Raw genomic sequence first — 22794 nt, forward strand, 5'->3', positions numbered from 1 at the left:
CCGATCGTACGGCCGGCGACACCGGGGCCGCCGTCGCGCCCGCAGTAATGCCAGGAACTTGAGGCGGCGTTACGGGTGCCGTTGAGGAACCTTCACGGACTCTGATTCCCTCGCAGACCTTCAGAGGCAGCCAGGCGAGCACCACTCGGACGATTCGGCGACCCTGGCGTCCTTTGTGGACATTCAGCAGCCTGAGGTCGCCCGGCTTGCGTCCGCGGCATTGCAGGCCGACAGAGCCGCAGGCATCCGTTCTTGCCATCGTATGCAAAGCGGCGCTACCCTCCTTGCACACGATGGCAAAGTGGCCCATCGCGGCACCTGAGTCGTGCCGCCGCGCACTTCGCGCGATCAGGCTCTGTGCCTGGCCGCGCCGAGCCGTCCGCGGGCCATCGCGCCTTCCCGTCCGAGGAGTGAGGTCCATGGCCCCTTTTCGTCACCGCTTCCGTTTCAGACGCAGCGCGCTGGTCGCCGCGACAGTGCTCGGCGCGGCCGTGGTCGCCGCCGCGCCCGGGCAGGCCGCGACCACGTCCGGCGGAGTGCTTTACCGGCCCAGCACCGCGGCCGGTTCCACTGAGGACGCGAGTTATCCGCGGGTCGTCCGCCTCGCGCACAACGGCGCGGCGAACGGCACGCTGCTGGCGACCTTCTCCCACTCCGGCACGGGCGTCGGGAAGGCGAACTTCCCGATCTACCGCTCGACCGACAACGGCGTGACCTGGACGTCCGCGCCGATCAGCACGGTCACCGACACCCAGCACGTCTGGGACCTCGACGGCCCGACGCTCTACGAACTGCCGCGCGCCGAAGGTTCGCTTCCGGCCGGGACGCTGCTCGCCGCGGGCACCGCTTGGAACCACGGCGACTACACGCAGCAGGCAGTCGAGGTTTTCGCGTCCACCGACCAGGGCGCGAGCTGGACCTACCGCAGTTCGTGCGCGGCCGAATCGGGCATGGCCAACACGATCGGCCACGGCATCTGGGAACCGGAGTTCGCGGTCACCGACCACGGGCTCATCTGCTACTTCTCCGACGAGCGCCCGTCGTCGAACGGCTACGCCCAGGTCCTCGCGCACACGGTCTCCACCGACGGCGGCCTGACCTGGGGCAGCGAAATCTACGACGTCGCGCTGCGGAACGGGATCGACCGGCCGGGGATGGCGACCGTCGTCCCGTTGCCCAACGGCTCCTACGCGATGACCTACGAGGACTGCAAGGCCGGTGCCGACCCGGACCAGGCCTGCGACGTCTACTTCAAAACCTCCCCGGACGCCGAATCGTGGAATCCCGGGAGCCTCGGCACGCGGATCGAAACCGCCGATCACCGGTTCCTGCTGCACACGCCGTACCTGACGTGGTCGCCGGCGGGCGGGGCGAACGGGACGCTCGTCGCTTCCGGGCAGCGGGTCGTCGCGGGCACCGACGGGTCGCTGGCGATCCAGCCGGAGGACGGGCACGTGCTGTTCGTGAACCGGAACCTCGGATCCGGGCCGTGGCAGGAGATCACCACGCCGGTGACCACCGCGCCCACCGGCGGTTACAACGCGGGCGAAACGGCCTGCGCCGGATACAGCTCGCCGTTGCTCGGCGCGCCGTCCGGCAACACGTTCCTGATGCTCGCGGGCACTCATCTGTCGACCGGCAAATGCGAGACGGACTTCGGCACCGCGACGCTGCCCAACGCGCAGGGCCAGATCACCGGCCCCGGCACCACCGGCAAATGCGTCGACGTGAACACCAATACGTCGGTCAACGGCAACGCGGTCCAGCTCTACACCTGCGGCATCGCGACCGGCCAGCAGTGGTCGCTGGAAACCGACGGAACCATCCGGGCCTTCGACAAGTGCCTGAATGTCGTCGGCGGAGCGACCGCGAACTCGTCCAAAGTGGAGCTTCGCGACTGTCTCGGCACGCCCGCACAGCAGTGGCAGGCGCGGGCGGACGGATCGATCTACCACCCGCAGTCGGGTCGGTGCCTCGACGACCCGGCGGCCCAGACCGCGGACGGCACGCAGTTGCAGATCTACGACTGCAACGGCCTGTTCACCCAGGTCTGGCACGTTCCGGCCTGACCCGGAAGGGCGGCCAGCCCACCGGCTGGCCGCCCTCGCGCGGGTCAATCCCGCGCGCCGCGCCGGTTCAGTTCCTCCACGACCGCCGCGTCCACGAAAGTCCGCGCAGTCGGCTCGCCGTCCGTTTCCAGCCACAGGTGCAACCGCGCCGGCCCGCCCGGGGCCGGGACCGTCAGCGGGAACGCTTCGCTAAGCCGGAACGGTTTCGCCTGCGCAGCAAGAGAAACCGACACCGGAGGCAGCTCGCGCGAACTCGGCGCGCAGCGTTCCCTCGATCGGTGCCCGGCCGGTGTGCGAAATGTGCACGTCCAGGGTCAGCGGTCCGGCCGGGACCGGCAGGTCGGCACCCGCGTGCGCACGTTCCGGCCTGAACGGAAAGGGCGGCCAGCCCACCGGCTGGCCGCCCTCGCGCGGGTCAATCCCGCGCGCCGCGCCGGTTCAGTTCCTCCACGACCGCCGCGTCCACAAAGGTCCGCGCAGTCGGCTCGCCGTCCGTTTCCAGCCACAGGTGCAGCCGCGCCGGGCCGCCCGGGGCCGGGACCGTCAGCGGGAACGCTTCGCTAAGCCGGAACGGCTTCGCCTGCGCAGCAAGAGAAACCGACACCGGAGGCAGCTCGCGCGAACTCGGCGCGCAGCGTTCCCTCGATCGGTGCCCGGCCGGTGTGCGAAATGTGCACGTCCAGGGTCAGCGGTCCGGCCGGGACCGGCAGGTCGGCACCCGCGTGCGCTCGTTCCGGCCTGACCAGGAAAGGGCGGCCAGCTCACCGGCTGGCCGCCCTCGCGCGGGTCAATCCCGCGCGCCGCGCCGGTTCAGTTCCTCCACGACCGCCGCGTCCACAAAGGTCCGCGCAGTCGGCTCGCCGTCCGTTTCCAGCCACAGGTGCAACCGCGCCGGCCCGCCCGGGGCCGGGACGGTCAGCGGGAACGCTTCGCTAAGCCGGAACGGTTTCGCCTGCGCAGCAAGAGAAACCGCCACCGAAGGCAGCTCGCGCGAACCCGGCGCACCCCACCCGGCGCGCAGCGTTCCCTCGATCGGTGCCCGGCCGGTGTGCGAGATGTGCACATCCAGGGTCAGCGGTCCGGCCGGAACCGGCAGGTCGGCACCCGCGTGCGCCGGCACCAGGTCGACCACGAGCGTCGTCTCGGCGAAGGCGTCGGCCGGGTCGAGGCCGCCCCAGTCCTTCGGCCGCCGGTGCGCGTCCAGCAGGCCCGCCATCTCGTGTTCCACGTCGGTCAGTTCGGTGTAGACGTAGCCGCAGAACCGGTCGTGCCTGCGGATCTCCTGGGTCTGCCAGCGCACGTGCCACGCCCGCTCCAGGCTGGTGAACCCGGCCCCGTACTCGCTGTTCAGCACCGGGACGCCGGAGCGCGGGAAGGAGGCGGAACCGTAGAAGGATTTGTCCACGAGGAAGTCCGGCCGGAGCCGGACCTCGAAGGACTCCCGTTCGCCGGACGCGAGCGCGGCGACGGTTTCCGCCCAGCGGCGCGGGCTTTCGTCGTAGTAGTGCCAGTCGACGAGGTCCGTTTTCACGTGCGCCCAGCCGGAGTTCTCCACGATCGGCCGGGTGTCGTCGAGCGCGCGCAGGAGGTCGTAGGCGCGCGTGGCCGCGGCGGCCCGCTCGGCGCTGCCGGGGATGTCCCAGTCCAGGCCCCATTCCTCGTTGTACAGCCCCCAGATCACGATCGACGGATGGTTGCCGTCCCGCCGCACGAGGCCGGGCAGCTGCGCCTCGAACGCGGCGGCCGCCGCCGGGCTGAACCGGCTCGGGCCCGGCGGTTCGGCCCAGACCAGCATCCCGATCCGGTCCGCGTGGTCGAGCCATCGCGGCTCCTCGGCCTTGAGATGCTTGCGCACCAGGGAGAACCCGAGTTCTCGCGCCAGGTCGAGGTCGCGGACCAGCGCCGCGTCATCCGGTGCGGTGAGCCCGCTCTCCGGCCAGTAGCCCTGGTCCAGCACGCCCCGCACGTACAGCCGTTCCCCGTTGAGATACAGCGCTTCGCCGCGCGTTTCGATCCGGCGCAGCCCGCCGGTCACGGTCAGCCGGTCGGCGTAGTCCCCTCCCCCACGCGCAGCGCGATGGCGTAGAGGTGCGGCGATTCCGGGCTCCACAGCCGCGGCGACGGAACCTCCAGCCGGCCAGAGAATCGTCCGTCCCGTACCGGAAGGACCGTCTCGCGGCCTTCGAGCGTCGCCACCACGACGGCGGTGTCCGGAGCGTCTCCGGCGAGTTCGCCCGCGATGTCGAAGCCAGTCAGCGAATCACCGCGTACGGAGACCTCGGCGGCGTACGTGCGCCCGCGTGCCTCCAGCCAGACGCTCTGCCAGATCCCGGACGTCGGCGTGAACGAGACGCCGTCGTAGTCGTCGCGCGGGATCGAACGCTGTTTGCCGTGCGGGATTTCGCGTTTGTCCGCCGGAGCTTCGACCTCGACGGTCAGCTCGCCGGATCGGCCCGGCGCCAGCACGTCGGTGACATCGAACTCGAACGAACTGTGCCCGCCGACATGCGAACCGACACGCGTCCCGTCGATCGAGACGACCGCCCGGTGATGCACCGCGCCGAAGCACAGCACCACCCGGTGCCCGGCCCACTCCGCCGGAACCGTGACCGTCCGCGCGTACACCCCGTGCTCCAACCAGGTGCGGTGTACGCCGGAAGCCGCGGTCTCCCAAGCGAACGGGACGGTGATCGACTCGGGCGCACCGTCGTCCGCGGCGAACCGCCAGGGGCCGTTGAGGCTCAGCCAGCGCGCGGACCGGTCCCGGTCGGGACGCGGATAGCCGGGCCGGGGAACCGCCTCCGCGGCGATCGGATCGGCGGCGTTCTCGGCAATCGTCATGTGTGTCAGCCCTTTACGCTTCCGGCGAGGATGCCGTTGATGAAATGCTTCTGCAGCACGATGAACAGGATCAGGAGCGGGACGAGCGCGAGCGACGCGGCGGCGAGCAGCTCGCCGGTGACCGTCGCGTAGTCGGCGTCCACGCGGTTGCCCGAGATGTTCTGGGCGAGCGTCGAAAGGACCACCTGGAGGGTGGCCATCCGGCTGGAGCTGGCCGCGACGACCGGCCACACGAAATCGTTGTAGATGTTCATGATCGTCAGCACGCCGAGCCCGGCGAGGCCCGGCCGGATCGCGGGCACGACCACCCGCCGGAAGATGCCGAACTCGCCGCAGCCGTCGACGCGGGCGGCGTCGAGCAGCTCGTCCGGGACCGCCGCGATCACCTGGCGCATCCAGAAGATCGCGAACGCGTCGACCGAACCCGGCAGGACCAGCGCCTGGTAGGTGTTGACCCAGCCGAGTTCCTTCATTTCCAGCAGCAGCGGGATGATCAGCACGATCGTCGGCAGCATCAGCGTGAGCAGCACCGCGCCGAAGATCAGGTTCCGGCCCGCGAACCGGTACTTCGCGAACGCGTACGCCGCGAGCGGGGCGCAGCACATCGTGATCGCGCCCTTCGCCACGAGCACGACGCCGGTGTTGAGGAATCCGCTGCCGACCGGGACGTCCTGGAACATCCCGCGGAAGTTGGCGAGGGTGAACGTCGCCGGGTCGAAGCCGAGCGGGTCGCGGATGATCTCGCCCGCCGGTTTGAACGACGACAGGATCGCCCACGCCACCGGCGCGAGCAGGGCGACGGTCAGCACGATCAGGAACGCGTGCGAGCCGAGCAGCGGCCGTGGCTTGGGCCGTTGCTCGCGGGCACCGAGGGTGGTCATGTCAGTCCTCCGCTCGCAGCAGCCGCACGAACAGCAGCGACACCGCCATCACCAGGATGACCAGGAGGAACGAGTTCGCCGCCCCGGTCCCGAGATCCGCGCGGGTGATGTGGTTGTACAGGTAGAGCCCGGCAGTGGTGGTCGAGGTGTAGGGCCCGCCTTTGGTCACCACGTACGGCTCGGCGAACATCTGGAACACCGCCAGCGTCTGCAGGACGACGCTGAACATCAGCGACCGGCGCAGCAGCGGAACGGTGATCGACCACAGCTGCCGCACCCGGCCCGCCCCGTCGAGCGAGGCCGCCTCGTACAGGCCGCGGTCGATCTGCTGGAGTCCGGAAAGGACGATCAGCACCACGAACCCGGTGGTCTTCCAGAGAAACAGCAGCGCGAGCGTCGGCTTCGCCCATCCGCTCGTGACGAGCCAGCCGACCGGGGGCAGGCCGACCGTGCCGAGCAGCGCGTTCACCGCGCCGTTGTCCTGGTCGAACAGCACGATCCAGATCTGCGCGACCGCGACCAGCGGCGTCACGAACGGCACGACGAACGCCACCCGGTAGAACCCGCGCAGCCGCTTGATCGCGTTGAGCAGCACCGCCACCAGCACCGCCAGCACGAGCTGCACCGGGACGATGAGCAGCCACAGCACCCCGGAGTTGCCCAGCGACGACCAGAAGCCGGTGTTGGTCAGCAGATAGCGGTAGTTGTCGAGGCCGACCCAGTGCGCGGCGCCGGATCCGTGCCAGTCGGTGAAGCTCAGGCGCAGCGTGAAGAACAGCGGGTAGACGCTGAACGCCAGGAACACCAGCACGAACGGCAGCACGAAGACGTACGGCGCGAAGCGGCGGCGCCAGGGCAGGCTGCTCCCCCGCCGACGGGGCACCCGGGCTCGGGGTGCGGCGGGCGGCTCCCGGAACACCTTCGTCGCGGCGGCAACGGAACGAGTCGTCATTTGCGGTCGATCAGGTTGGTCTGGATGTCCTTGCCCGCCTTGTCGATCACCTGGTCCGGGGTGAGCGCGCCGTCCAGCATCTTCTGCAGGCCGGTGCCGAGGTAGTCGACCGCGCCGGACCACCAGGCCGGGATCGGCGCGCCGCCGGGGATTTCCCGGCTCGCTTCGACCGCGGTCTTCCACAGGTCCTGCCCGCCCATCGCGTCGATCGGGCGGAACAGCGGCTTCGCCGGATCGGCGGCGGGCCGGTAGGCCGGGATCGACGTGTTCAGGCCGCCCGGGTAGACCGCGTTCGGGCCGTAGACGCCGCTGTAGCCCGCCGCTTCGAAGGTCAGGAAGCGGTACAGCTGCCAGGCCAGCTTCGGGTTCTTGGCGTCCTTCGGGATGACGAACGAGGAGCCGCCCATCGCGCCGCTGCGCGCGCCGCCGGCGGACCACGCGGGCAGCGGCATCGCCCGCCAGTCGCCCTTCGTGGCGGTCAGCTGCTGCTGCGGGGCGAAATCGAACCAGATCGCCCAGGGGTAGAACACCTCGTTGCCGGAGTCCAGGGCGGCGACGTCGCTGGGTTTGAGGTACTCGGCGCGGGTGCCGAGCCCGTCCTTGCGCACGGTGTCGAGCCAGGTCAGGATCTGGCGGTACTGCGGGGAGTCCAGCCGCAGCGCGCCGTCCGGGCCGGCGAGGCTGGTGCCGAGCTGGCTGGCGAACATCTCGAGCTGGAGCTGGCTGTTGAACGCGTTCTGCTCCAGGTGGATCGGCTTCGCTCCCGGCTTGTACTGCTGGTATTTCTTCGCCGCGGCGAGCAGATCGTCGTAGGTCTTGATGCCGTTCGGGTCGATCCCGGCCGCGCTCAGCGCCTTCGCGTTGTAGAACAGCAGCCCGGGGTCGAGGTCGAAGGGCACGCCGTAGATCCCGCCCTTGACCGTGTTGACGTCGACCTTCTGCTTGGCGATGTCCTTGGTGTAGGGCGCGAGCACGTCCTTGAGGTTCCACAGGTGGCTGACGTAGCCGCCGACCTTCGCGTCGTCGAGGAAGACGCCGTCGGGCACGTCGGTGCCGGTGATCAGCGTGTTCTGCAGTTTGGAATCGATGTCGACGGCTTCGTGCTTGACCGTGACGCCGGGGTATTTCGCGGTGAACTTCTTGATCGCGGCGTCGAAGACCTTGTACAGGTCGCCGGAGCGGTCCCAGATCGTGATCTCGCCCTTCGGCGCTTCGTCGGCCGGCGCCTGCAGGACGGCGTTGTCCGCCGCGGAGTCGCCGGAGCCGATGTCCGGGCCGCAGCCGGTCAGCCCGGCGACGAGCAGGACCGCCGCCGCGGCCGTTCCGCCGCGGCGCGCGAGGAGGCGGGCGGGCCGGCCGCTCCGTCCGAGAGTGGATTTCATGGCACTCCTTTGTGCGGGACGGTGGCAAGGGGGCGCGCGGAGGGGGACGCGCCGCTGCGTTTGCCATCGTAGGCAAACTGTACGACATGCTTGCACACGTTGCAAAAGGTAGGGTGGGCTTCCCGGCGGAAGGAGTTTCATGGCGGCGACGTTGCGGGACGTGGCGGACCGAGCGCAGGTTTCCGTGCGCACGGTGTCGAACGTCGTCAGCGGCTACGAGCACGTGAGCGACAAGATGCGCCAGCGCGTGCTGCGCGCCATCGACGAACTCGGCTACATCCCGAACCCGGTCGCGCGCACGCTGCGCACCGGCAAGACCGGCCTGCTCTCGCTGGTGGTGCCGGAGATCGACGTGCCGTACTTCAGCCAGCTCGCCCGGGAGGTCATCGACGCGGCCGCGGGCCTCGGCTTCCAGGTGATGATCGACCAGACCGGCCACGACCACGAGCGGGAACGCCAGCTGCTGCGCGGCGGCGGCAGGCGCAACCTGTTCGACGGCATGCTGTTCGCGCCGCTCGCCACGACCGAGGAGCTGCGCGACGTCGACCCGGCTCGTTCGTCGCCGCTGATCCTGCTCGGCGAGCACGTCTTCGACCACCGCTTCGACCACGTGGCGATCGACAACGTCCTCGCGGCCCACGACGCGACGAAGCACCTGCTCGACCGCGGCCGCACCCGCATCGCGGCGATCGGAGCCCAGCCGAAGCAGACCTATTCCACCCCGCTGCAACGCACCGAAGGCTTCCGGAAAGCACTGGAGGAACGCGGGCTGAAACCGGCGAACGCGTTACAGCGCACGGCCGCCCACTACGGCCGCGCCGACGGTTACGCCGCCGCGACGTCCCTGCTGCGCCAGTCACCGCGTCCGGACGCGATCTTCTGCTACTCCGACCTCCTCGCGATGGGCGCGATGCGCGCGGTGTTCGACGCCGGGCTGCGCGTCCCGGAGGACGTGGCGATCATCGGGATCGACGACATCGAGGAAGGGCGGTACTCGCGCCCTTCGCTGAGCACGGTTTCCCTCGACACGCCGTTCATCGCCAGAACGGCCGTGGCCCGGCTCGCCGCGCGGATCGAGGATCCCGGGCTGCCGGCGGAGGAATTCATCGCGCCGCACACGCTGCTGGCCCGGGAAAGCACCGAAGGCGGCTGAACCGCAGTGCCCTCGGTAGCGCACCCCAGCAAAGCGCACTGCGGGCCAGCGTTCAGACGCGGGCCGTCCGCCCGGCTCGGCGCGCCCGATAAACCGTGACCGCGACCAGAACGAGCACTGCGGTTTCCGCCAGCACGCTCAGCAAAGCCTCCGGCGCAGGCTGGAAACCCCGTTCGGAAAAGCCAAACAACCCGGTCGTCCGCGAAAGCACGAAACCCGCCAAGGCACCCGCTGCGAGCGCGGCCGCTGCGAATCGCAGCAGGAAAGGACCGCCCAGAGCCACCAGTACGGCCACCGCGAACGCCGCGGACGCCTGGACGAGGAACGACGGCCCGATCACCGGGATCACGCGATAGCCGCCGATGTACAGCTGCGCGTGGAGATAGCCGCTCCCCGCGAGGCATATCGCCGTCGCGAGGCGGAGGACGGTGTTCATGCCAGCTTCACGTCCTTCACCGCCAGGCCCGGCCCGCCCGGGCGGTAGGACACCTCGCGGATGCCGAGCGCGTCCTTGAGCTTGCCCGCGGGCAGTGTCACCGGCGTCGGCGCCGGCCGGGATCCCGGCTGGGGCAACGGGTACGCGGTCGTCGTCGCGCTGTGGAAGGTGATGTTTCCTTCCGTCTTCGTGAAAAGCTGGTGCACGTGCCCGTTGAGGCAGGTCACCGACGAGAACCGGCGCAGGTACGAGAGCGCCTGGGCCGCGTCGTCGGTCCCCCAGCCCCACGCCGGGTACATCGCGAACAGCGGGATGTGGCTGAACACCACGATCGGCGTGTCCGAACCGAGTTTCGCGACGTCCTTGCGCACGAACTCCAGCTGGTCCGGGCCCAAGTGGCCGAGTTTCTCCAGGCTCAGCGTGTTGACCAGCGCGATGAAGTGGACGCCCTTGACGTCGAAGCTGTACCAGCCGTCGCCCGCCGTGCCCGCGCCGAACGCCTTGCGGTACTTCTGGCCGGCGTCGTCGATCGAGTCGTGCTCGCCAGGCACCGTCGACACGTGCCCGGTGTCGAGGGCGCTCATCATCTGTTTGACCTGGTCGAACTGGGCGGCCGTCGAAAGGTGCGTCAGGTCGCCGGTGTGCATGACGAAGTCCGGGCGGCGGCCGAGCGCGTTGATCTGCGTGATGGCCTCGGAAAACGATGCCTCGACGGCGGTGTTCGCGGGTCCGGTGAAGCCGAGGTGGCTGTCGCTGATCTGGACGAACCGCAGCGCGTTCGGGTCGCCGTCGGCGACCGCGTCGTCCGGCGCGGCGATCCGGCTGATGACTTCGCCGCCAGTGACGGTCAGGACCACCGCGGCGCCGAACCATGCCGTGTGGCGCAGAAGCTGGCGCCGGGTCATGCCCTCGGGGCCGTGGTCGTCTTCGGTCACGGGGTCACCGTCACGGTCGCCGTCATGAACGGATGGATGGTGCACAGGTACTCGAAGGTGCCGGGCGTGCCGAAGGTGTACTGATAGGACTGTCCAGTTTGGAGGGTCGGCGACCGCAGCGGGCCACCGGATCCCGTGCTGGTGACCGTGTGCGCGTCCTGGTCCTGGTTGGTCCAGGTGACGGTGGTGCCCTTCTTCACCGTCGTCGCGGCGGGTGCGAACGCGAAGTCCTTGATGGCCACGGCATTTGCCGTCGAGCTGGCGGCCACAGTCGACGACGGCGGCATCCCGGGCATCGACGCCATCAGCGCGGCGGGAGGCGACGCGGTGCAGGCTGTCAACGCCAGCGCGGCCGCGGTGATGAGCAAGAAGTGTTTCACCCCAACGGATTTCCTCATACCAGGAATACGTGCGGGGGTTACGCTCCCTCCGCAGGCACCAGGACCTCGACGACGCCGCCGGACTCGCGCACCACCAGGTGCGGCAGCGGCGGCGGGGTCACCGGCAGCTGATGCGTGAGGACCGCGCCGTCGACGGCGAACGACGTCCGGTGGCACGGGCAGTTCAGCCGCCGGGCCGGCGCGTCCAGGTTCAGCCGGCAGCCGAGGTGCGTGCACGTCGCCGAAACCGCGCGCACCTGCCCGCCGGAGCGCTGCACGAACCCGGCGACGGCCCCGAGGTCGAACGGCAGCACGCTGCCTTCGGGCAGGTCGCGGGCCGCGGCAACAGCTCGCCACTGGCCGTTCTCCGGCCGCAGGGTCTTCTCTTCCGGCGGTGCGGCGGCCGGTTCGGCCCCGGACGTCACCAGGTACTCGACGCCCGCGCCCGCCGCGGCCGCCACCGCGGCAGCCGAGGACACCTGGATGAACCGGCGCCGGTTGCCGCCCCGCACGGGCTCGGGTTCGCGCAGTTCCTGGGCGAGCCGGCGGTGCAGCGCGGCGACGAACTCCTCGCTCGCCGCCGCACCGCCGGGCCGGGCAGCGCGCAGCAGCACCGCGGTCCGCAGCTCAGCCTCGTCGCCGGGACCGGCCTCGAACGGGCGCGGGCGGCGCCGGCGCAGGAGGTCCTTGACGAACCGGCGGACGCCTCGAGTGCTCACGTGTCCATCCCTTCCGCCAGCTGGGCCGCCTGGCGCAACGCACGGTGCTGCAACACCTTCGCGTTGCCGACGGTGGTGCCCAGCTCGGCCGCTGCCTCCTTCAACGAGCAGGCCTGCAGGAACCGCAGGCGCAGGATCCGGCCGTAACGCTCGGGCAGCTGCGCGAGGATCGCCTCGGCGCGGGCGAGCACGCCCGGGTCCACGGTGTCCGCTTCGAACGCGGCGATGTCGCGTTCCTCGTCCAGTGCGGTGATCTCCCGGCCGAGCGTGCGCCGCCAATGCCCGGCCAGCACCGTCCGCGCGGTGGCCAGCAGGTACGCCCGGACCTCGCCCACGCTCGCGGAGACCCGCAGCGGCCGCAACGCCGTCAGGAAGACCTCCGTGGTGAGGTCCTCCGCGTCGGGCCGGTTGCCGACCTTCGAGAACATCAGCCGGAACACGCGGTCGACGTTGTCGCGGTAGACCGCCTCCCAGTCCGGATAGACGTCCGCGCCGACCGCGTGCAGCCGCGCGCGGGGTGCAGCGCCCGCTTCGTCCTGTTCGGCGCGTCTGCGCCGGAACCGCTGTGCCACCGGCACCGCCCGCCTTCTCCCCCACCGGTTTCTTCCCGCCACCAGAGGGATACGGACCGGGGTTACGCCGTAACCGGGAACCGTATCTGTCAGCGGAGTTTCCGACGACCCTGGGAGCGAAATGACCACCTCGATGTCACGCCGGCAACTGCTCGTCACCAGCGGGGCGGCCGCCGCTGTGCTCGCCACCACCGGACTGCCGGGGCCCGCCGCCGCGGCGACGCCGATCCGGCCGGGCGGCGCGGACGTCGTCCTCGCCTGGAACCGCGAACTGCTGGCGATCGTGCGCACGCCCGGCCTCCAGCCTGCGACCGTGCACCCGACGCGCAGCTTCGCGCTGCTGCACGCGGCAATGCACGACGCCGTCGTCGCCACGACCGGCAACGGGCATCCGTACCTGTTCACACTCGATGTCCGGGGCCTCGCGGCACCGGAAGCGGCGGCGGCGCAAGCCGCGCACGACGTTCTGGCCGCCCTCTACCCCACCCGGTCCGCGGAACTCGCGAGCCTGCTGACCGGGCAGCTGACCGGCCTGCCGCCAGCCGCGCGCGACCGCGGCGTGCGAGCCGGGCGGCTGGTGGCCCGGTTGCTGCTCGGCCTGCGCGCGGACGACGGCTCCGCGGCCGTCCCGCCGGTGCTGACGCCGGGCACGGCCCCCGGGCAGTACCGGCCGACGCCGCCCGCGTTCGCGCCCGCAGTGTTCACCCACTGGCCCGCCGTGACGCCGTTCGTGCTCGACCGGGCAGGGCAGTTCCGGCCCGATCCATACCCCGCGCTGGACAGCGCCCGGTACGCGAGAGCGCTGAACGAGGTCGCCGCGACGGGCCGGGACACGAGCACTACCCGCACCGCGGACCAGACCGTGCAGGCGCGGTTCTGGGCGGCCCCGATCTGGAACTACTGGAACGAGATCGCACAGTCGGTCGTCCGCGGTTCGCGCAGCAATCTGCTCGTCGCGGCCCGGGTCTTCGCACGACTGAACCTGACCTTCGCCGACGCCGTGATCGCCTTCTACGAAGCGAAGTACCACTACCGGATCTGGCGGCCGATCACCGCGGTCCGCCTCGCCGACGGAGACGGAAACCCGGCGACGAACGCGATCCCGGACTGGTCGAGCCTCGCCACCACCCCGGCGGATCCGGCGTACCCCGGCGCGCACAGCGTCATCGCACAGGCGGGCGCACTGGTCCTGCGCCAGGAGTACGGTCCGCGATGGGCGCTGGAGGTCACGTCCGAGGCGCTGCCGAACGTGGTCCGGCGGTTCAGCACGTTCCAGGATGCCGCCGACGAAGCGGGGTTGAGCCGCATCGTCGCGGGCGTGCACACCCGGCTCGACCACGACGCCGGCCGCCAGCTCGGCCACGACGTCGCCGCGTTCGTCCTGCGCTGCTGAACGCGGTGGAGCGGGGCCACACAGGCGGCGACGCTCACGTCCGGCGCTGGTACACCTGTATCCGGGCACCGGAGTTGGTGGTCGTGCCGAGGACGGCCACGTTTCCGCCGACGTAGTCAGGCAGTTGAACATCGGGCGAAGGGCTGACCTGCCCGGTGCGCAGTGAGACGCTGGCATGCTCGCCTCGGACTGTGCCGTAGGCGGTCCCGGACGTGTCGACAGCGGCAAGGTCGGCCTCGCCGGGCGAAGCGGGGTCCGCGAAGCAAAAACCGCGACGAGCCAGCAAATCGAAACCCGCCCCCGCGGAGACGACGTACCTGCCGTCCGAGGAAGCCGAGTAGTCGAGCGTACCGTCGCCGTCCGTCTTCGGCGGCCGGCAGGTCGCGCTTGCCTGGACCTGACCGGTGCGCCCGTCGAGAAGCGTCCATTGCGCGCTGGCGGAACCGGCCGCCGACGACGCCGCCAGCACTTGGCCAGTCGGCAGGCCGGTCACGGCGAGGTCCGCGTCCGCGCCGGCGAACCAGGCCCCCGGAACCCAGAACGCGCGAGTGCCTTTGACCAGCGGCCCGCTCGCCGTCATGCCAACTGCCCGGTCCTGGTCCGCGCACCCGCCACACGGCCGCGGCGGCCGCAAGCCGGCGCTCTGGTCGGGATAGGTCGTGCTCTGTCCGGTGGTCACGTCCACCACCGTGGTGGCCTTGTCCTGCCTTCCGACAAGCAGGCCGTCACGGTGCCCGGAGGAGACGTGCTGTGCTCCGGAAACGACGATCTCCCGAGCGGGCGCCACCCGGTCGCCCCGGCTCGCGGCGTCGTACACGTACAGCCGGGTCTGAGCGGTCTTCGGGTCCGCGACGCTCAGGCCGGTGTACTCCTTGCCGTCCTTTTCGGTGAACAAGGCCGACCGGCGGGTGAACGCGCCCGAGGGATAGGGAATCGGAGCAGTCTTCCAGCGGACCGCGCCGGTCTTCTCGTCCCGCGCGACGAGATACGAGTTGGAACCTTGGAGAGCGAGAGCGTGGAACACCACGACCCCCGCACGCGGAGCAGCCACCGAACCCATCACCCCCGCACGACCGGAGGAGTCCTGAAGCGCCCACCCCGCACTGCCGTCGAACTCGGCCGGCACCGACGCCCGCCCCGCCGGAACCGGCCCCGCCGACAACGCCTCCTCGACGGAGGGCGACGGGTCCGACTCCCACAGACGCCTTACCCCTGGCAGGAACGCCAGCGCCAGCGCCACAATCCCCAACCCCGCCACCGCTGTCTTCGCCTTCATCGACCCACCCAGTCCCCGAAACCTCGCCGACACGCTCGGGACCGTACCAATCGCCTCGCCCGGCCACCGGCTGGCTGGCCCCTTGCGGCGACGTCGGCGGCCCGGTCCGCGCCTGAATCCTTACTGAGCACGGTTGAAAGAACTCCCGCCGCTGCCGTGGGAAATGCCGGTGCTGCAGGCTTGACCGGAACAAATCAAGCGCGCAGGCGATTTAACTCGCCTCACCGCACATAAATATGCGGCGCCGATACGTGGATCGTCGCGCATCGGCTATTCTCTTCGCGTCCGCGCGCATGTGCTCGATTCCTTGAGCAACGGGGAGAATCACCACCGTCGCAGCGCTTAGGCGTCGCCCCGACGTCGGCTTTCCATTGGGACGGCCGGAATCTGCGCATCGGCACGAGCCCGCCGCGCGCCCGGACGCCGCCGCCTGCCGGTTCGGATTCGAGCCCAAGCGCCCATGCCCGGCCCCAGGCTGCGGAATCTACGGCGCCGCGGTGACCAAGCCGACCACCTCCAACGCGTCCCCTACGGCAGCCCGGACCACACAACCCATGGCAAAGAAAAGACCGGGCCCGCGAAGACCCGGCCTGGCCCGGCAAACCCGGCGCCGGCCTCGCACCGTAGGCCTACTACCGCGAAGACCGCATCCTCTTCTACGATCTCGACTTCTTCTACGTCCAGATCCACGACCGCTGACCCGAGGAACCGCCGACGACGATGACAGCCAAGGCACACCGGACCGGCACCGTGCACGCCGACGTCATCCCCGACCACACCCTGATCACCATCCTGGGCACCGGGTTCGACACCGTCGTGCAGCCCGACTTCCGCGGACACCCGTTGTGCCACGGCGTCACCGACCTGCTGTACCTGATCAGTTCCTCCAGCAGCATGCACTACACCACCGTCACCCTCGAAGCCTGGACCGGCGAACCCGCGCCAAGCGACGGCTGGGACGAACACGACGAGACCCGGCTGCGGCTCACCCGCGGCCGGGTCTACGTCTCCGCCATGTTCGAAGGCCCGCTCAGCCCCGAACTCGACCTCGGCGGCCCCGGCGACTACCACGTGCGCGTACACGCCACCGGCCGCGAACGCCTGCTGCAACTCGAACGCGACGGCGACACCGACCCCGAGGACATGCACTGCGGCGTCGAACGCTTCACCGCCCAGATCTGGCCTGCGGCAAACGGTTGAGCCGCGGACTGCGCGTCCGTGGCTCGTGATCGCGGTCGGGCTCGGGGTGATGCCCGATCGGGCGTCAGGACCTGACCGACCGGTCCACGGATGCCGAAGGCAACACACGCGAACTCACCGAACAAGACATCCGCGAGGCGTACACCGCAAAACACTGCCCCCAGCGAAAGAACGTCGACGGGACACCAGCAGCAGACGACGAGAGGGCAGCAGCCCGGCCGTACGCATCCCTCGGAGACGCAGGACCCGCCCCGTTGAGTAGCACCTCGGCCTCAGAAGGCAGTCCCTGTCGGACACATCGGACGTACTGCCGCGATAACGTCGGCCGTGCCGCTTCGCCAGGACTGCCGGACGGATTCTGTCAGCACCCGCCGGATCCCCTCGCCTGGGCGGGCTTACGCCGTCATCGGCCGCGGCGGGGAAACCGAGCGGGTGCGGCTCGGTTCCCCCGTCGCTTCAGACCCGGCCGCACATTTCCGAGCCACCCGGCGGAGCCCGGCCAACGGCTCCGCCCGGGCCGCCGATCAGCTGTGCAGGTAGTGCGCGTCCCAGCCCTGCAGTGGCGCGAGGTTGTTGCACTGGGCGACAAACGTGTAGACGCCCTTCTTGTTGACCTGGTCCAAACCGAACTGGATACAGGTGCCCAGCAGGCGGTTGCGGATCGTGCCGTCGTCGTAGAAGACCCACTGCTGTTCGGCTCGGCCGTTGCAGCCCCACGCTTCCAGGCGCGGAGCGGGGTCGCCCAGGCCGGTCGCGGAGGGAGACAGGCAGCGTCCGTCGTTGGTGCTGTGGATGGAACCGTCGGGGGCGATGGCCCACTGCTGGTTGTAGCTGCCGTTGCAGTTGTAGGTCCAGACCTTGCGGCCGTCGCCTCTGCTGTCGTCGGAGTCTTCGTCGATGCACTTCGTGCCGTTGAAGTAGTACGACCCGAAGGCGTAGTAGCCGACCGGCTGCACCGGCTTGGGCGCGGTGGCGGGCGCCGCGTCCGCGGGGGCCGCGGTGAACATCGCGCCGGCGAGCGCGAGTGCGCCTGCCGCGCCGGCGAGGAACTTCCGCTTCGTCATGTCTTCTCCTTGGTTCGGGGTGACAGCTGACATGAGTGCTAGTTATCCGTTCATTCATCTCAGCTGATAGCCGATCCTGGATGACGAGACGGCCGCTGTCAACTAAGATGAATCCAGAAGCCGGACATGTTCACGCCAGCAGAGGAAGACTGACGATGGCCTCGCTCGCCGAGAAGATCGAGAAGCTGTTCGACGTCGTGCGCAAGCCGGGCCGCGATCAGTACTCCAACGAGGAGGTCGCCAGCGCGTGCCGGGAGGCGACGGGCGAGACCTTCTCGGCCACCTACCTGTGGCAGCTGCGCACGGGCCGCCGGGACAATCCCACCAAACGGCACCTCGAGGCGCTGGCCGGGTTTTTCCAGGTCCCGCCCGCGTATTTCTTCGACGACGAGCAGAGCGCCAAGATCGCCGAGGAACTGGAACTGCTCGGCGCGCTGCGCGACGCGGGGGTACGGGACGTGGCGCTGCGCGCGGTGAACCTGTCCAGGGCCGGGCTGGGCACCATCAGCGACATGATCGATGCGATCGCGCGAAGAGAAGCAGGCGAGTAGGGCGGGACTGGGGGGTCGGTTCGTGGATCGCAAGCTGTGGCGAAGATGCAGAAAACTGGCCGACGACCTGGAGCTGCCAGAGCCTTTCGACCCGGCCGAGTTCGTGCGCGGAGTCGCCGCGGCCCGGGGCCGGCCGATCGAGCTGCTGCCGGCCAGGACGATCGCCGGCGGGCCGTGCGGACTGGTGATGTCCACCGCCCGCGCCGACTACATCCTGTTGCCCGCCAACACTTCCGCGCTGCACCGCCAGCACATCCTGCTGCACGAAATCGGGCACCTCGTGTGCGGGCATTCCGGGGGCGGAGCCGTGGACGTCGGCGCGCTGCTGCCGACCCTCTCCCCGAACTGGTCCAGCGGGTGCTCGGCCGCTCGGCGTACACCGAGGTGCAGGAGCAGGAGGCGGAATTGCTGGCCACCCTGGTCGCGCACCGCGCGGCCCGCGGGCACGACCCGGCGCCGCCCGCCGGGGACGCGCTCGTCTCGCGCGGGCTCGCTTTGGTGGAGCGGTGGTTCGGGTGATCGAGGCGATCGGGTACTCCGGCTGCCTGTGCGCACTGCTCGCGGTGGCCGCGAAGGTGGAGTCCCGCCGCCCGGCTCCGCCGCCCGGGATCAGGTACCTGTGCATGTTCATCGGCTGCCTGGCCGCCGGGATGACCCTGCTCGCCGTCCGGGGCGGCAATGCGGCGGGATTGCTCGGCGACGAGCTGAAGCTCGCGTCGCTCGCGTTCCTCGTCCTGTTCGCGCGATCGCTGTCGCCGGGGGAACCGACGCGGAGACAGGTCCGTTGCTCCCTGCTCGTGACCGGCGAGGTGCTCGCGGTCAACGCTGTTCTGTTCGCCGCCGCCGACGCCCGCGAGGCCGACGGGAACACCGTGGTGGACGGAGCCGGTGTCGTGCCGCTGCTGATCTACTACGTGATCTACACCCTGGCCGCCGCGTCGGCGTTGTCGCTGTTCATCGTCCTGATCTGGAGGTATGCCAGGCGCACGGCCCCAGGTTCGCTGCGGCGCGGGCTCCAGCTGATCATCGCTGGGGCCTCGGCCGGCCTGTTGTGGACCGGGTGGGCCGTCGACGACATGTACAGCCTGCTGGCCGCCGGCCGGGTCAGTGCCGCCGAGGACACCCCGTCGGTGCTGCTCGGCGCGGTGGCCGTGACCCTCGCCGCCGCCGGCGCGACGCTCTCCGCGTGGGGACCGCGGCTGAGCGCGCCCGTGCGGTGGCTGCGAGCCTACCTGGGGTACCGACGGCTCGGTCCTCTGTGGACGGTGATGCGGAAGGCGGTGCCGGGCATCGTCCTGAACACCGGCGGCGGGGTGCACCTTGCCCTCTACCGCCGGATCATCGAGATCCGCGACGGGCACCTGGCGCTGCGGGAGCACTTCGATCCCGCGGTGGCCGTCCGGGCCGCGTCGGCCGCCCGGCGCGCGGGCATCGCCCCGGAGCGGATACCCGCCGCGATCGAAGCCGCCTCGATCGTCGCCGCGCTGGCCGCCCACCGCGAAGGCCGCCGCTTCCGCGCCGCGGCGGACTACCGGCCGCCCGGCCTCGCCCCGACCATCGCGGCCGAGACCGCTTGGCTGACCGCGGTCTCCCGGGAACTCCGCCGGCCGCAAGCGGGCCCGTTCTGCCGCCAGGGACTGAAAGCCGCTCAACGCCAGCAGTAATCCCGGACGAGACAGCCGCGAAATGCCGCTCAGCCGCGTCGTGGTGTCCGCTTGAGGCGCAGGAGCAGCGAAGGAATATTCCCGCTGTCCTCCCGCAAACCCTAAATGCCGCTCAAGTGCGCCTAAATAATCCTCAAGTTTCCCCGCCGGCCGGCCCGCATCGTCCTAGTGTGGCGAGACGCACACGAGGAAGAACAGCTGACCGTCAGGGGGAGTCATGGTGGAGGCATTGGTCATTTTGGGTGGGGCCGTCATCGTTCTGCTCGCGGTGGGACTGATCGTGGCCTCGAAGGACGTCGGCCGCAAAGGGCAGCCGGACGGTTTCGGCCGGGCCAAGCAGGACGCGCGCCGCCCAAGGCAGCAAGCCGGCTACTTGTTCATCAGCCAGCCGTGGAGCTGACGGCGTAACGCAGAGCCGGTCCGGACGCGTGGTGCCGCGCGCGTTCGACCAGCCCGGGCCGGCTCAGTCCCTCCCGGCGTGGACGAGTTTTTCGGCGAGCAGCCGGGGATTGGTGAAGAGGACCTCGTGGCTGCCGGGCAACTGCACCAGCCGGTGCAGGCCGAGCCGTCCCGACATCCGCGGGTGCCAACCCCATTCGCCGGGCGGGAGCGCGGTGTCGTCGGTGCCGTTCAGGTAGCTCTTGGCGATCTCCAGCCGGAAGAACCTCGAGAGGTCGAGCCGGTCCAGGAAGGGCTGATAGGGCGTCGGCGACAACCGCTGGTAGGCGGCCGTCGCGTGGTCGAGGTCGGCGTCCTGGATGAACGCCTCCCGCCAGATCGGGAAGGGCAACGTCACCGTGTTGTCGGCCGATTCGCCGGCCAGCTGCGCGAACAGGTCGCGGTAGCTGGGCGGGAAATCGTCCTCGACGCTCGTGCCCGGCCGCGGCACGAACGCGTTCCAGAACACCAGCCGACGCAGCCGCGCCGGGATCTCCTCGGCGACCCGTGCGATCACCGACCCGGCGAAGCTGTGGCCGACCAGCACCACGTCCGTGAGGGCATTGCCCACGATGTACCGCTGGATCGACCGCACGCAGTCGTCATGGCTGACGGCTTTGTCCGCGCCCTTGCCGTGGCCGGCCAACGTCGGGCTGTGGGTGACGTGACCGAGTTCGCGCAACCGGGGAACGACTGCGTCCCAGGCCGAACCGTCGTGCCAGGAACCGTGCACGAGAACGAACGTGATCATGATCGTGCCTCCGCTTGTCGGTGTTCCCGAGACTCGCGCGGCGAGGGTACGACCGGCTCCCGGGGAGCGGTCCCGATTGCCGGGAGCCGGTCCTCCCCCGCTACAGCCACTCGAATAGGCGAGTGCCTGTGCGAAGGGAAAGACGTCGCTAAGGTTGACCCATGACGCAGCGAACGCTCGAGCAACGGCAACAGGACGCGCGCCACAAACTCGAAACCGAAGACGATGTCTGGCTGGCTTCCGCCGATTCCGACGGAAATCCCGCACTGGTGCCGTTTTCCCTGGCCTGGGACGGCGAGCGCATCATTCTCGCCACGGACGGGAAGAACACGACGGCCAAGAATCTCACCGGCAATCCGAAGGCGAAACTCTTTGTCGGCGACAGTCGTGACGTCGTCCTCGTCTCCGCCACCGCGCAGGTGTTCGCACAGGCGGAGGCTCCGGCCGGCGCGCTGGACCTGTTCGCCGAACGAACGGGCTGGGATCCGAGGGGCTCGGCGAGAGCTGGGTGGTGATGGTGCTGACCCCGGATCGCGTCCAGGTCTGGCGCGGGCCCGACGAGATCAAGGGGCGGACGGTCATGCGCGACGGGAAGTGGCTCGAAAGCGCGTGATCGGCGGGTCCGGCGAGGGAAGCCGTCCCGATTCCCCAGCTCTCGCCGGATCAACCGCGACGCGCTCGGACAGTCCACAGTGGATTGTCCGGCGAGCGGTTCACGCTGTCGGGCTCACCAAGCGACCCGGCCTTCGTCGTCGAAGAAGCCGCCGGTTTCGGCGTCCTCCCCCACCGTCGCCCAGTGGACGGATGCTCGTGCTCCTTCCTCAGTGGTGCGGACACCGTTGAAGTTGTTGAGATCCGTCGCGACATAGCCGGGCGTCACGGCGTTGATCTTGATGTGCGCGAGTTCGGGGTCGTCGAGGAATGCGTTGGCGTACTTGACCGTGAGCAGGTTCACCGCGGCCTTCGATGCGGAGTACACAAAGGACTCGTGCGACCGGGCGAACATCGAGCCCTGCTCGGTGGTCTTGGCGAACATCGCTGAATCGCTCGCGACGTTCACGATCCGCGCCGAACGGGAGCGCCGGAGCAGGGGCAGCATCGCGTGGATCACCCGCACCAGCCCGAAAACGTTCGTTTCGAACTCTGGCCGCATGTCGTCGGCCGTCACCTCCACCGCTGGCTTGCGGATCAGCATTCCGGCGTTGTTGACCAGTACGTCCAGACGGCCGTAGTCCTGCTCCACCACAGCGGCGGCGGCGTTCACCGACGCATCGTCGGCGATGTCGATGCGCAGGGGGCGCACGGTCAGCCCGGCCGAGGCCAGTTCCTTCGCCGCGCTCGTCCCCTTTTCGAGGTCGCGGGCGCCTAGCAGCACCGTCAGGCCGCGTTCGGCCAGCTGGCGGGCCGTGGCGAGGCCGACTCCCTTGTTCGCGCCGGTGACCAGCGCGATGGTTTCCGCGGACATGTTCTCCGCCCTTCCGTGCCCTAGGCACGTACGATGAGAAGTGAAAGTACCCCTACACTTTAACCGTAGGGCTCCTACGGTTGTCAACGAAGGAGGCGGGATGGAGCTGCCGAGCCGGCGGCCCAAGCGCGCGGACGCCCGGCGCAACTTCGACGCGCTGGTCAGCGCCGCCAGGGAAGCCTTCGAGGAACAGCGGGCGCAGACCTCGCTGGAAGACGTCGCGCGCCGGGCCGGGGTGAGCATCGCCACGCTCTACCGCAACTTCCCCACTCGCGAGGATCTGGTCGAGGAGGTCAATCGCGAGGCGGTCGAGGCGTTGTGCCGCGCGGCGGAGGAGGTCGCGAGCCTGGAGCCGTGGGAGGCGCTCGCAGCCTGGCTTGGGCGCTTTGTCGAGTACATCGGCACAAAGCTGGCTTTCGCCGAGTCGCTGAACCGCACGACCGACGGGTTTCAGGCTTGCCGGCGCGCGATGCGCGAGGCGGGCGGGCCGTTGCTGGTTCGCGCGCAGGAGGCTGGTGTCGCGCGGCCGGAATCGTCGATCGACGACGTTCTGCGCATGATTTCCGGGATCGCGGCGGTCGAGTACGTCGACGAGGCGCAGCGGGAGCGGGTGTTCCAGTTCGCGCTTGCCGGGCTGCGCAAAACTTAGCCGGCGGACCGGGAAACCCGGCC

At 69.9% G+C, this 22794-nt stretch carries 26 protein-coding genes; 10 read left to right on the top strand and 16 right to left on the bottom strand.

Annotated features, from left to right (window positions below; genetic code table 11):
* The first annotated feature begins 419 nt into the window (after positions 1 to 419).
* The gene (locus tag RPX00_RS39380; protein WP_406633225.1) at positions 420 to 2069 is read left to right on the top strand and encodes a ricin-type beta-trefoil lectin domain protein; all 1650 of its coding nucleotides are present in this window, start codon (positions 420 to 422) and stop codon (positions 2067 to 2069) included.
* Positions 2070 to 2113: 44 nt separating this feature from the next.
* Here the strand turns inward: RPX00_RS39380 and RPX00_RS39385 are convergent, their stop codons facing one another.
* From RPX00_RS39385 to RPX00_RS39415, 7 genes are all read right to left on the bottom strand, one after another.
* Positions 2114 to 2302 carry a hypothetical protein gene (locus RPX00_RS39385; RefSeq protein ID WP_406633227.1) on the bottom strand — a complete coding sequence of 63 codons (189 nt, stop codon included), beginning with the start codon at positions 2300 to 2302 and terminating at the stop codon, positions 2114 to 2116.
* Between the two features lie 182 nt (positions 2303 to 2484).
* A complete protein-coding gene (locus RPX00_RS39390) occupies positions 2485 to 2673 on the bottom strand; it encodes a hypothetical protein (protein ID WP_406633227.1) in 189 nt (62 codons plus the stop codon).
* A 183-nt stretch (positions 2674 to 2856) separates the two neighbouring features.
* A complete protein-coding gene (locus RPX00_RS39395) occupies positions 2857 to 4104 on the bottom strand; it encodes a glycoside hydrolase family 2 TIM barrel-domain containing protein (RefSeq protein ID WP_406633229.1) in 1248 nt (415 codons plus the stop codon).
* 2 nt (positions 4105 to 4106) lie between these two features.
* Positions 4107 to 4910 (bottom strand): sugar-binding domain-containing protein, encoded by an 804-nt coding sequence (locus RPX00_RS39400; RefSeq protein WP_406633231.1) that lies wholly within the window; start codon positions 4908 to 4910, stop codon positions 4107 to 4109.
* A gap of 5 nt (positions 4911 to 4915) precedes the next feature.
* Positions 4916 to 5791 (bottom strand): carbohydrate ABC transporter permease, encoded by an 876-nt coding sequence (locus RPX00_RS39405; protein WP_406633233.1) that lies wholly within the window; start codon positions 5789 to 5791, stop codon positions 4916 to 4918.
* A 1-nt stretch (position 5792) separates the two neighbouring features.
* On the bottom strand, positions 5793 to 6743 hold the full coding sequence (locus tag RPX00_RS39410) for a carbohydrate ABC transporter permease (protein ID WP_406633235.1): 951 nt from the start codon (positions 6741 to 6743) through the stop codon (positions 5793 to 5795).
* Positions 6740 to 8125 (bottom strand): ABC transporter substrate-binding protein, encoded by a 1386-nt coding sequence (locus RPX00_RS39415; protein WP_406633237.1) that lies wholly within the window; start codon positions 8123 to 8125, stop codon positions 6740 to 6742. The genes RPX00_RS39410 and RPX00_RS39415 overlap by 4 nt, the downstream gene beginning before the upstream one ends.
* Before the next feature lie 139 nt (positions 8126 to 8264).
* Between RPX00_RS39415 and RPX00_RS39420 the strand changes: the two genes are divergently transcribed.
* Positions 8265 to 9278 carry a LacI family DNA-binding transcriptional regulator gene (locus RPX00_RS39420; protein ID WP_406633239.1) on the top strand — a complete coding sequence of 338 codons (1014 nt, stop codon included), beginning with the start codon at positions 8265 to 8267 and terminating at the stop codon, positions 9276 to 9278.
* 52 nt (positions 9279 to 9330) lie between these two features.
* On the opposite strand, the gene RPX00_RS39425 is transcribed toward RPX00_RS39420, so the two are convergent.
* The 5 genes from RPX00_RS39425 to RPX00_RS39445 are packed head-to-tail and all read right to left on the bottom strand — an operon-like array spanning position 9331 to position 12326.
* The gene (locus RPX00_RS39425) at positions 9331 to 9714 is read right to left on the bottom strand and encodes a hypothetical protein (RefSeq protein ID WP_406633241.1); all 384 of its coding nucleotides are present in this window, start codon (positions 9712 to 9714) and stop codon (positions 9331 to 9333) included.
* The gene (locus tag RPX00_RS39430) at positions 9711 to 10649 is read right to left on the bottom strand and encodes a metallophosphoesterase family protein (RefSeq protein WP_406633243.1); all 939 of its coding nucleotides are present in this window, start codon (positions 10647 to 10649) and stop codon (positions 9711 to 9713) included. The genes RPX00_RS39425 and RPX00_RS39430 overlap by 4 nt, the downstream gene beginning before the upstream one ends.
* Positions 10646 to 11029, bottom strand: coding sequence for a cupredoxin domain-containing protein (locus RPX00_RS39435; RefSeq protein ID WP_406633245.1), 384 nt, complete (start codon positions 11027 to 11029; stop codon positions 10646 to 10648). Before RPX00_RS39435 ends, RPX00_RS39430 begins: the two co-directional genes overlap by 4 nt.
* Positions 11030 to 11067: 38 nt before the next feature.
* Complete coding sequence (locus RPX00_RS39440; protein WP_406633247.1) at positions 11068 to 11748, bottom strand: ubiquinol-cytochrome c reductase iron-sulfur subunit; 681 nt, start codon at positions 11746 to 11748, stop codon at positions 11068 to 11070.
* Positions 11745 to 12326, bottom strand: coding sequence for an RNA polymerase sigma factor (locus tag RPX00_RS39445; protein ID WP_406633249.1), 582 nt, complete (start codon positions 12324 to 12326; stop codon positions 11745 to 11747). The genes RPX00_RS39440 and RPX00_RS39445 overlap by 4 nt, the downstream gene beginning before the upstream one ends.
* A 115-nt stretch (positions 12327 to 12441) precedes the next feature.
* Between RPX00_RS39445 and RPX00_RS39450 the strand changes: the two genes are divergently transcribed.
* Positions 12442 to 13713: a vanadium-dependent haloperoxidase gene (locus tag RPX00_RS39450; protein WP_406633251.1), complete on the top strand. Its 1272-nt coding sequence runs from the start codon at positions 12442 to 12444 to the stop codon at positions 13711 to 13713.
* 34 nt (positions 13714 to 13747) lie between these two features.
* On the opposite strand, the gene RPX00_RS39455 is transcribed toward RPX00_RS39450, so the two are convergent.
* Positions 13748 to 14989: a hypothetical protein gene (locus RPX00_RS39455; RefSeq protein WP_406633253.1), complete on the bottom strand. Its 1242-nt coding sequence runs from the start codon at positions 14987 to 14989 to the stop codon at positions 13748 to 13750.
* A gap of 720 nt (positions 14990 to 15709) precedes the next feature.
* On the opposite strand from RPX00_RS39455, the gene RPX00_RS39460 reads away from it, so the two are divergent.
* Positions 15710 to 16189, top strand: a complete 480-nt coding sequence (locus tag RPX00_RS39460) for a hypothetical protein (protein WP_406633255.1) — start codon at positions 15710 to 15712, stop codon at positions 16187 to 16189.
* A gap of 524 nt (positions 16190 to 16713) precedes the next feature.
* Here the strand turns inward: RPX00_RS39460 and RPX00_RS39465 are convergent.
* On the bottom strand, positions 16714 to 17253 hold the full coding sequence (locus RPX00_RS39465; RefSeq protein ID WP_406633257.1) for a ricin-type beta-trefoil lectin domain protein: 540 nt from the start codon (positions 17251 to 17253) through the stop codon (positions 16714 to 16716).
* A 155-nt stretch (positions 17254 to 17408) separates the two neighbouring features.
* Between RPX00_RS39465 and RPX00_RS39470 the strand changes: the two genes are divergently transcribed.
* The 4 genes from RPX00_RS39470 to RPX00_RS39485 all read left to right on the top strand — a co-directional run bounded on the left by RPX00_RS39470 (position 17409) and on the right by RPX00_RS39485 (position 19868).
* On the top strand, positions 17409 to 17804 hold the full coding sequence (locus RPX00_RS39470) for an XRE family transcriptional regulator (RefSeq protein WP_406633259.1): 396 nt from the start codon (positions 17409 to 17411) through the stop codon (positions 17802 to 17804).
* A gap of 357 nt (positions 17805 to 18161) precedes the next feature.
* A complete protein-coding gene (locus RPX00_RS39475) occupies positions 18162 to 18323 on the top strand; it encodes a hypothetical protein (protein WP_406633261.1) in 162 nt (53 codons plus the stop codon).
* Entirely contained in the window at positions 18320 to 19468 is a 1149-nt protein-coding gene (locus RPX00_RS39480) for an MAB_1171c family putative transporter (RefSeq protein WP_406633263.1), read from the top strand. Before RPX00_RS39475 ends, RPX00_RS39480 begins: the two co-directional genes overlap by 4 nt.
* 217 nt (positions 19469 to 19685) lie before the next feature.
* Positions 19686 to 19868, top strand: coding sequence for a hypothetical protein (locus RPX00_RS39485; RefSeq protein ID WP_406633265.1), 183 nt, complete (start codon positions 19686 to 19688; stop codon positions 19866 to 19868).
* A gap of 63 nt (positions 19869 to 19931) precedes the next feature.
* On the opposite strand, the gene RPX00_RS39490 is transcribed toward RPX00_RS39485, so the two are convergent.
* Positions 19932 to 20657 (bottom strand): alpha/beta fold hydrolase, encoded by a 726-nt coding sequence (locus RPX00_RS39490; protein WP_406633267.1) that lies wholly within the window; start codon positions 20655 to 20657, stop codon positions 19932 to 19934.
* A 161-nt stretch (positions 20658 to 20818) separates the two neighbouring features.
* On the opposite strand from RPX00_RS39490, the gene RPX00_RS39495 reads away from it, so the two are divergent.
* Positions 20819 to 21172: a pyridoxamine 5'-phosphate oxidase family protein gene (locus tag RPX00_RS39495; protein WP_406633268.1), complete on the top strand. Its 354-nt coding sequence runs from the start codon at positions 20819 to 20821 to the stop codon at positions 21170 to 21172.
* Between the two features lie 212 nt (positions 21173 to 21384).
* Here the strand turns inward: RPX00_RS39495 and RPX00_RS39500 are convergent, their stop codons facing one another.
* Positions 21385 to 22122: an SDR family NAD(P)-dependent oxidoreductase gene (locus tag RPX00_RS39500; RefSeq protein ID WP_406633270.1), complete on the bottom strand. Its 738-nt coding sequence runs from the start codon at positions 22120 to 22122 to the stop codon at positions 21385 to 21387.
* Positions 22123 to 22222: 100 nt separating this feature from the next.
* On the opposite strand from RPX00_RS39500, the gene RPX00_RS39505 reads away from it, so the two are divergent.
* Positions 22223 to 22771, top strand: a complete 549-nt coding sequence (locus RPX00_RS39505) for a TetR/AcrR family transcriptional regulator (protein WP_406633272.1) — start codon at positions 22223 to 22225, stop codon at positions 22769 to 22771.
* Positions 22772 to 22794 lie beyond the last annotated feature (23 nt).

The organism is Amycolatopsis sp. WGS_07 (assembly GCF_045278895.1).
GTDB lineage: Bacteria > Actinomycetota > Actinomycetes > Mycobacteriales > Pseudonocardiaceae > Amycolatopsis.

Excerpts from the sequence above, each read along its gene's own strand:
- RPX00_RS39415 (WP_406633237.1), bottom strand. The coding sequence starts at position 8,125 with ATGAAATCCACTCTCGGACGGAGCGGCCGGCCCGCCCGCCTCCTCGCG.
- RPX00_RS39470 (WP_406633259.1), top strand. The coding sequence starts at position 17,409 with ATGGCCTCGCTCGCCGAGAAGATCGAGAAGCTGTTCGACGTCGTGCGC.
- RPX00_RS39405 (WP_406633233.1), bottom strand. The coding sequence starts at position 5,791 with ATGACCACCCTCGGTGCCCGCGAGCAACGGCCCAAGCCACGGCCGCTG.
- RPX00_RS39465 (WP_406633257.1), bottom strand. The coding sequence starts at position 17,253 with ATGACGAAGCGGAAGTTCCTCGCCGGCGCGGCAGGCGCACTCGCGCTC.
- RPX00_RS39400 (WP_406633231.1), bottom strand. The coding sequence starts at position 4,910 with ATGACGATTGCCGAGAACGCCGCCGATCCGATCGCCGCGGAGGCGGTT.
- RPX00_RS39490 (WP_406633267.1), bottom strand. The coding sequence starts at position 20,657 with ATGATCACGTTCGTTCTCGTGCACGGTTCCTGGCACGACGGTTCGGCC.
- RPX00_RS39495 (WP_406633268.1), top strand. The coding sequence starts at position 20,819 with ATGACGCAGCGAACGCTCGAGCAACGGCAACAGGACGCGCGCCACAAA.
- RPX00_RS39425 (WP_406633241.1), bottom strand. The coding sequence starts at position 9,714 with ATGAACACCGTCCTCCGCCTCGCGACGGCGATATGCCTCGCGGGGAGC.
- RPX00_RS39485 (WP_406633265.1), top strand. The coding sequence starts at position 19,686 with ATGGTGGAGGCATTGGTCATTTTGGGTGGGGCCGTCATCGTTCTGCTC.
- RPX00_RS39455 (WP_406633253.1), bottom strand. The coding sequence starts at position 14,989 with ATGAAGGCGAAGACAGCGGTGGCGGGGTTGGGGATTGTGGCGCTGGCG.
- RPX00_RS39460 (WP_406633255.1), top strand. The coding sequence starts at position 15,710 with ATGACAGCCAAGGCACACCGGACCGGCACCGTGCACGCCGACGTCATC.
- RPX00_RS39410 (WP_406633235.1), bottom strand. The coding sequence starts at position 6,743 with ATGACGACTCGTTCCGTTGCCGCCGCGACGAAGGTGTTCCGGGAGCCG.
- RPX00_RS39450 (WP_406633251.1), top strand. The coding sequence starts at position 12,442 with ATGACCACCTCGATGTCACGCCGGCAACTGCTCGTCACCAGCGGGGCG.
- RPX00_RS39500 (WP_406633270.1), bottom strand. The coding sequence starts at position 22,122 with ATGTCCGCGGAAACCATCGCGCTGGTCACCGGCGCGAACAAGGGAGTC.
- RPX00_RS39505 (WP_406633272.1), top strand. The coding sequence starts at position 22,223 with ATGGAGCTGCCGAGCCGGCGGCCCAAGCGCGCGGACGCCCGGCGCAAC.
- RPX00_RS39380 (WP_406633225.1), top strand. The coding sequence starts at position 420 with ATGGCCCCTTTTCGTCACCGCTTCCGTTTCAGACGCAGCGCGCTGGTC.
- RPX00_RS39420 (WP_406633239.1), top strand. The coding sequence starts at position 8,265 with ATGGCGGCGACGTTGCGGGACGTGGCGGACCGAGCGCAGGTTTCCGTG.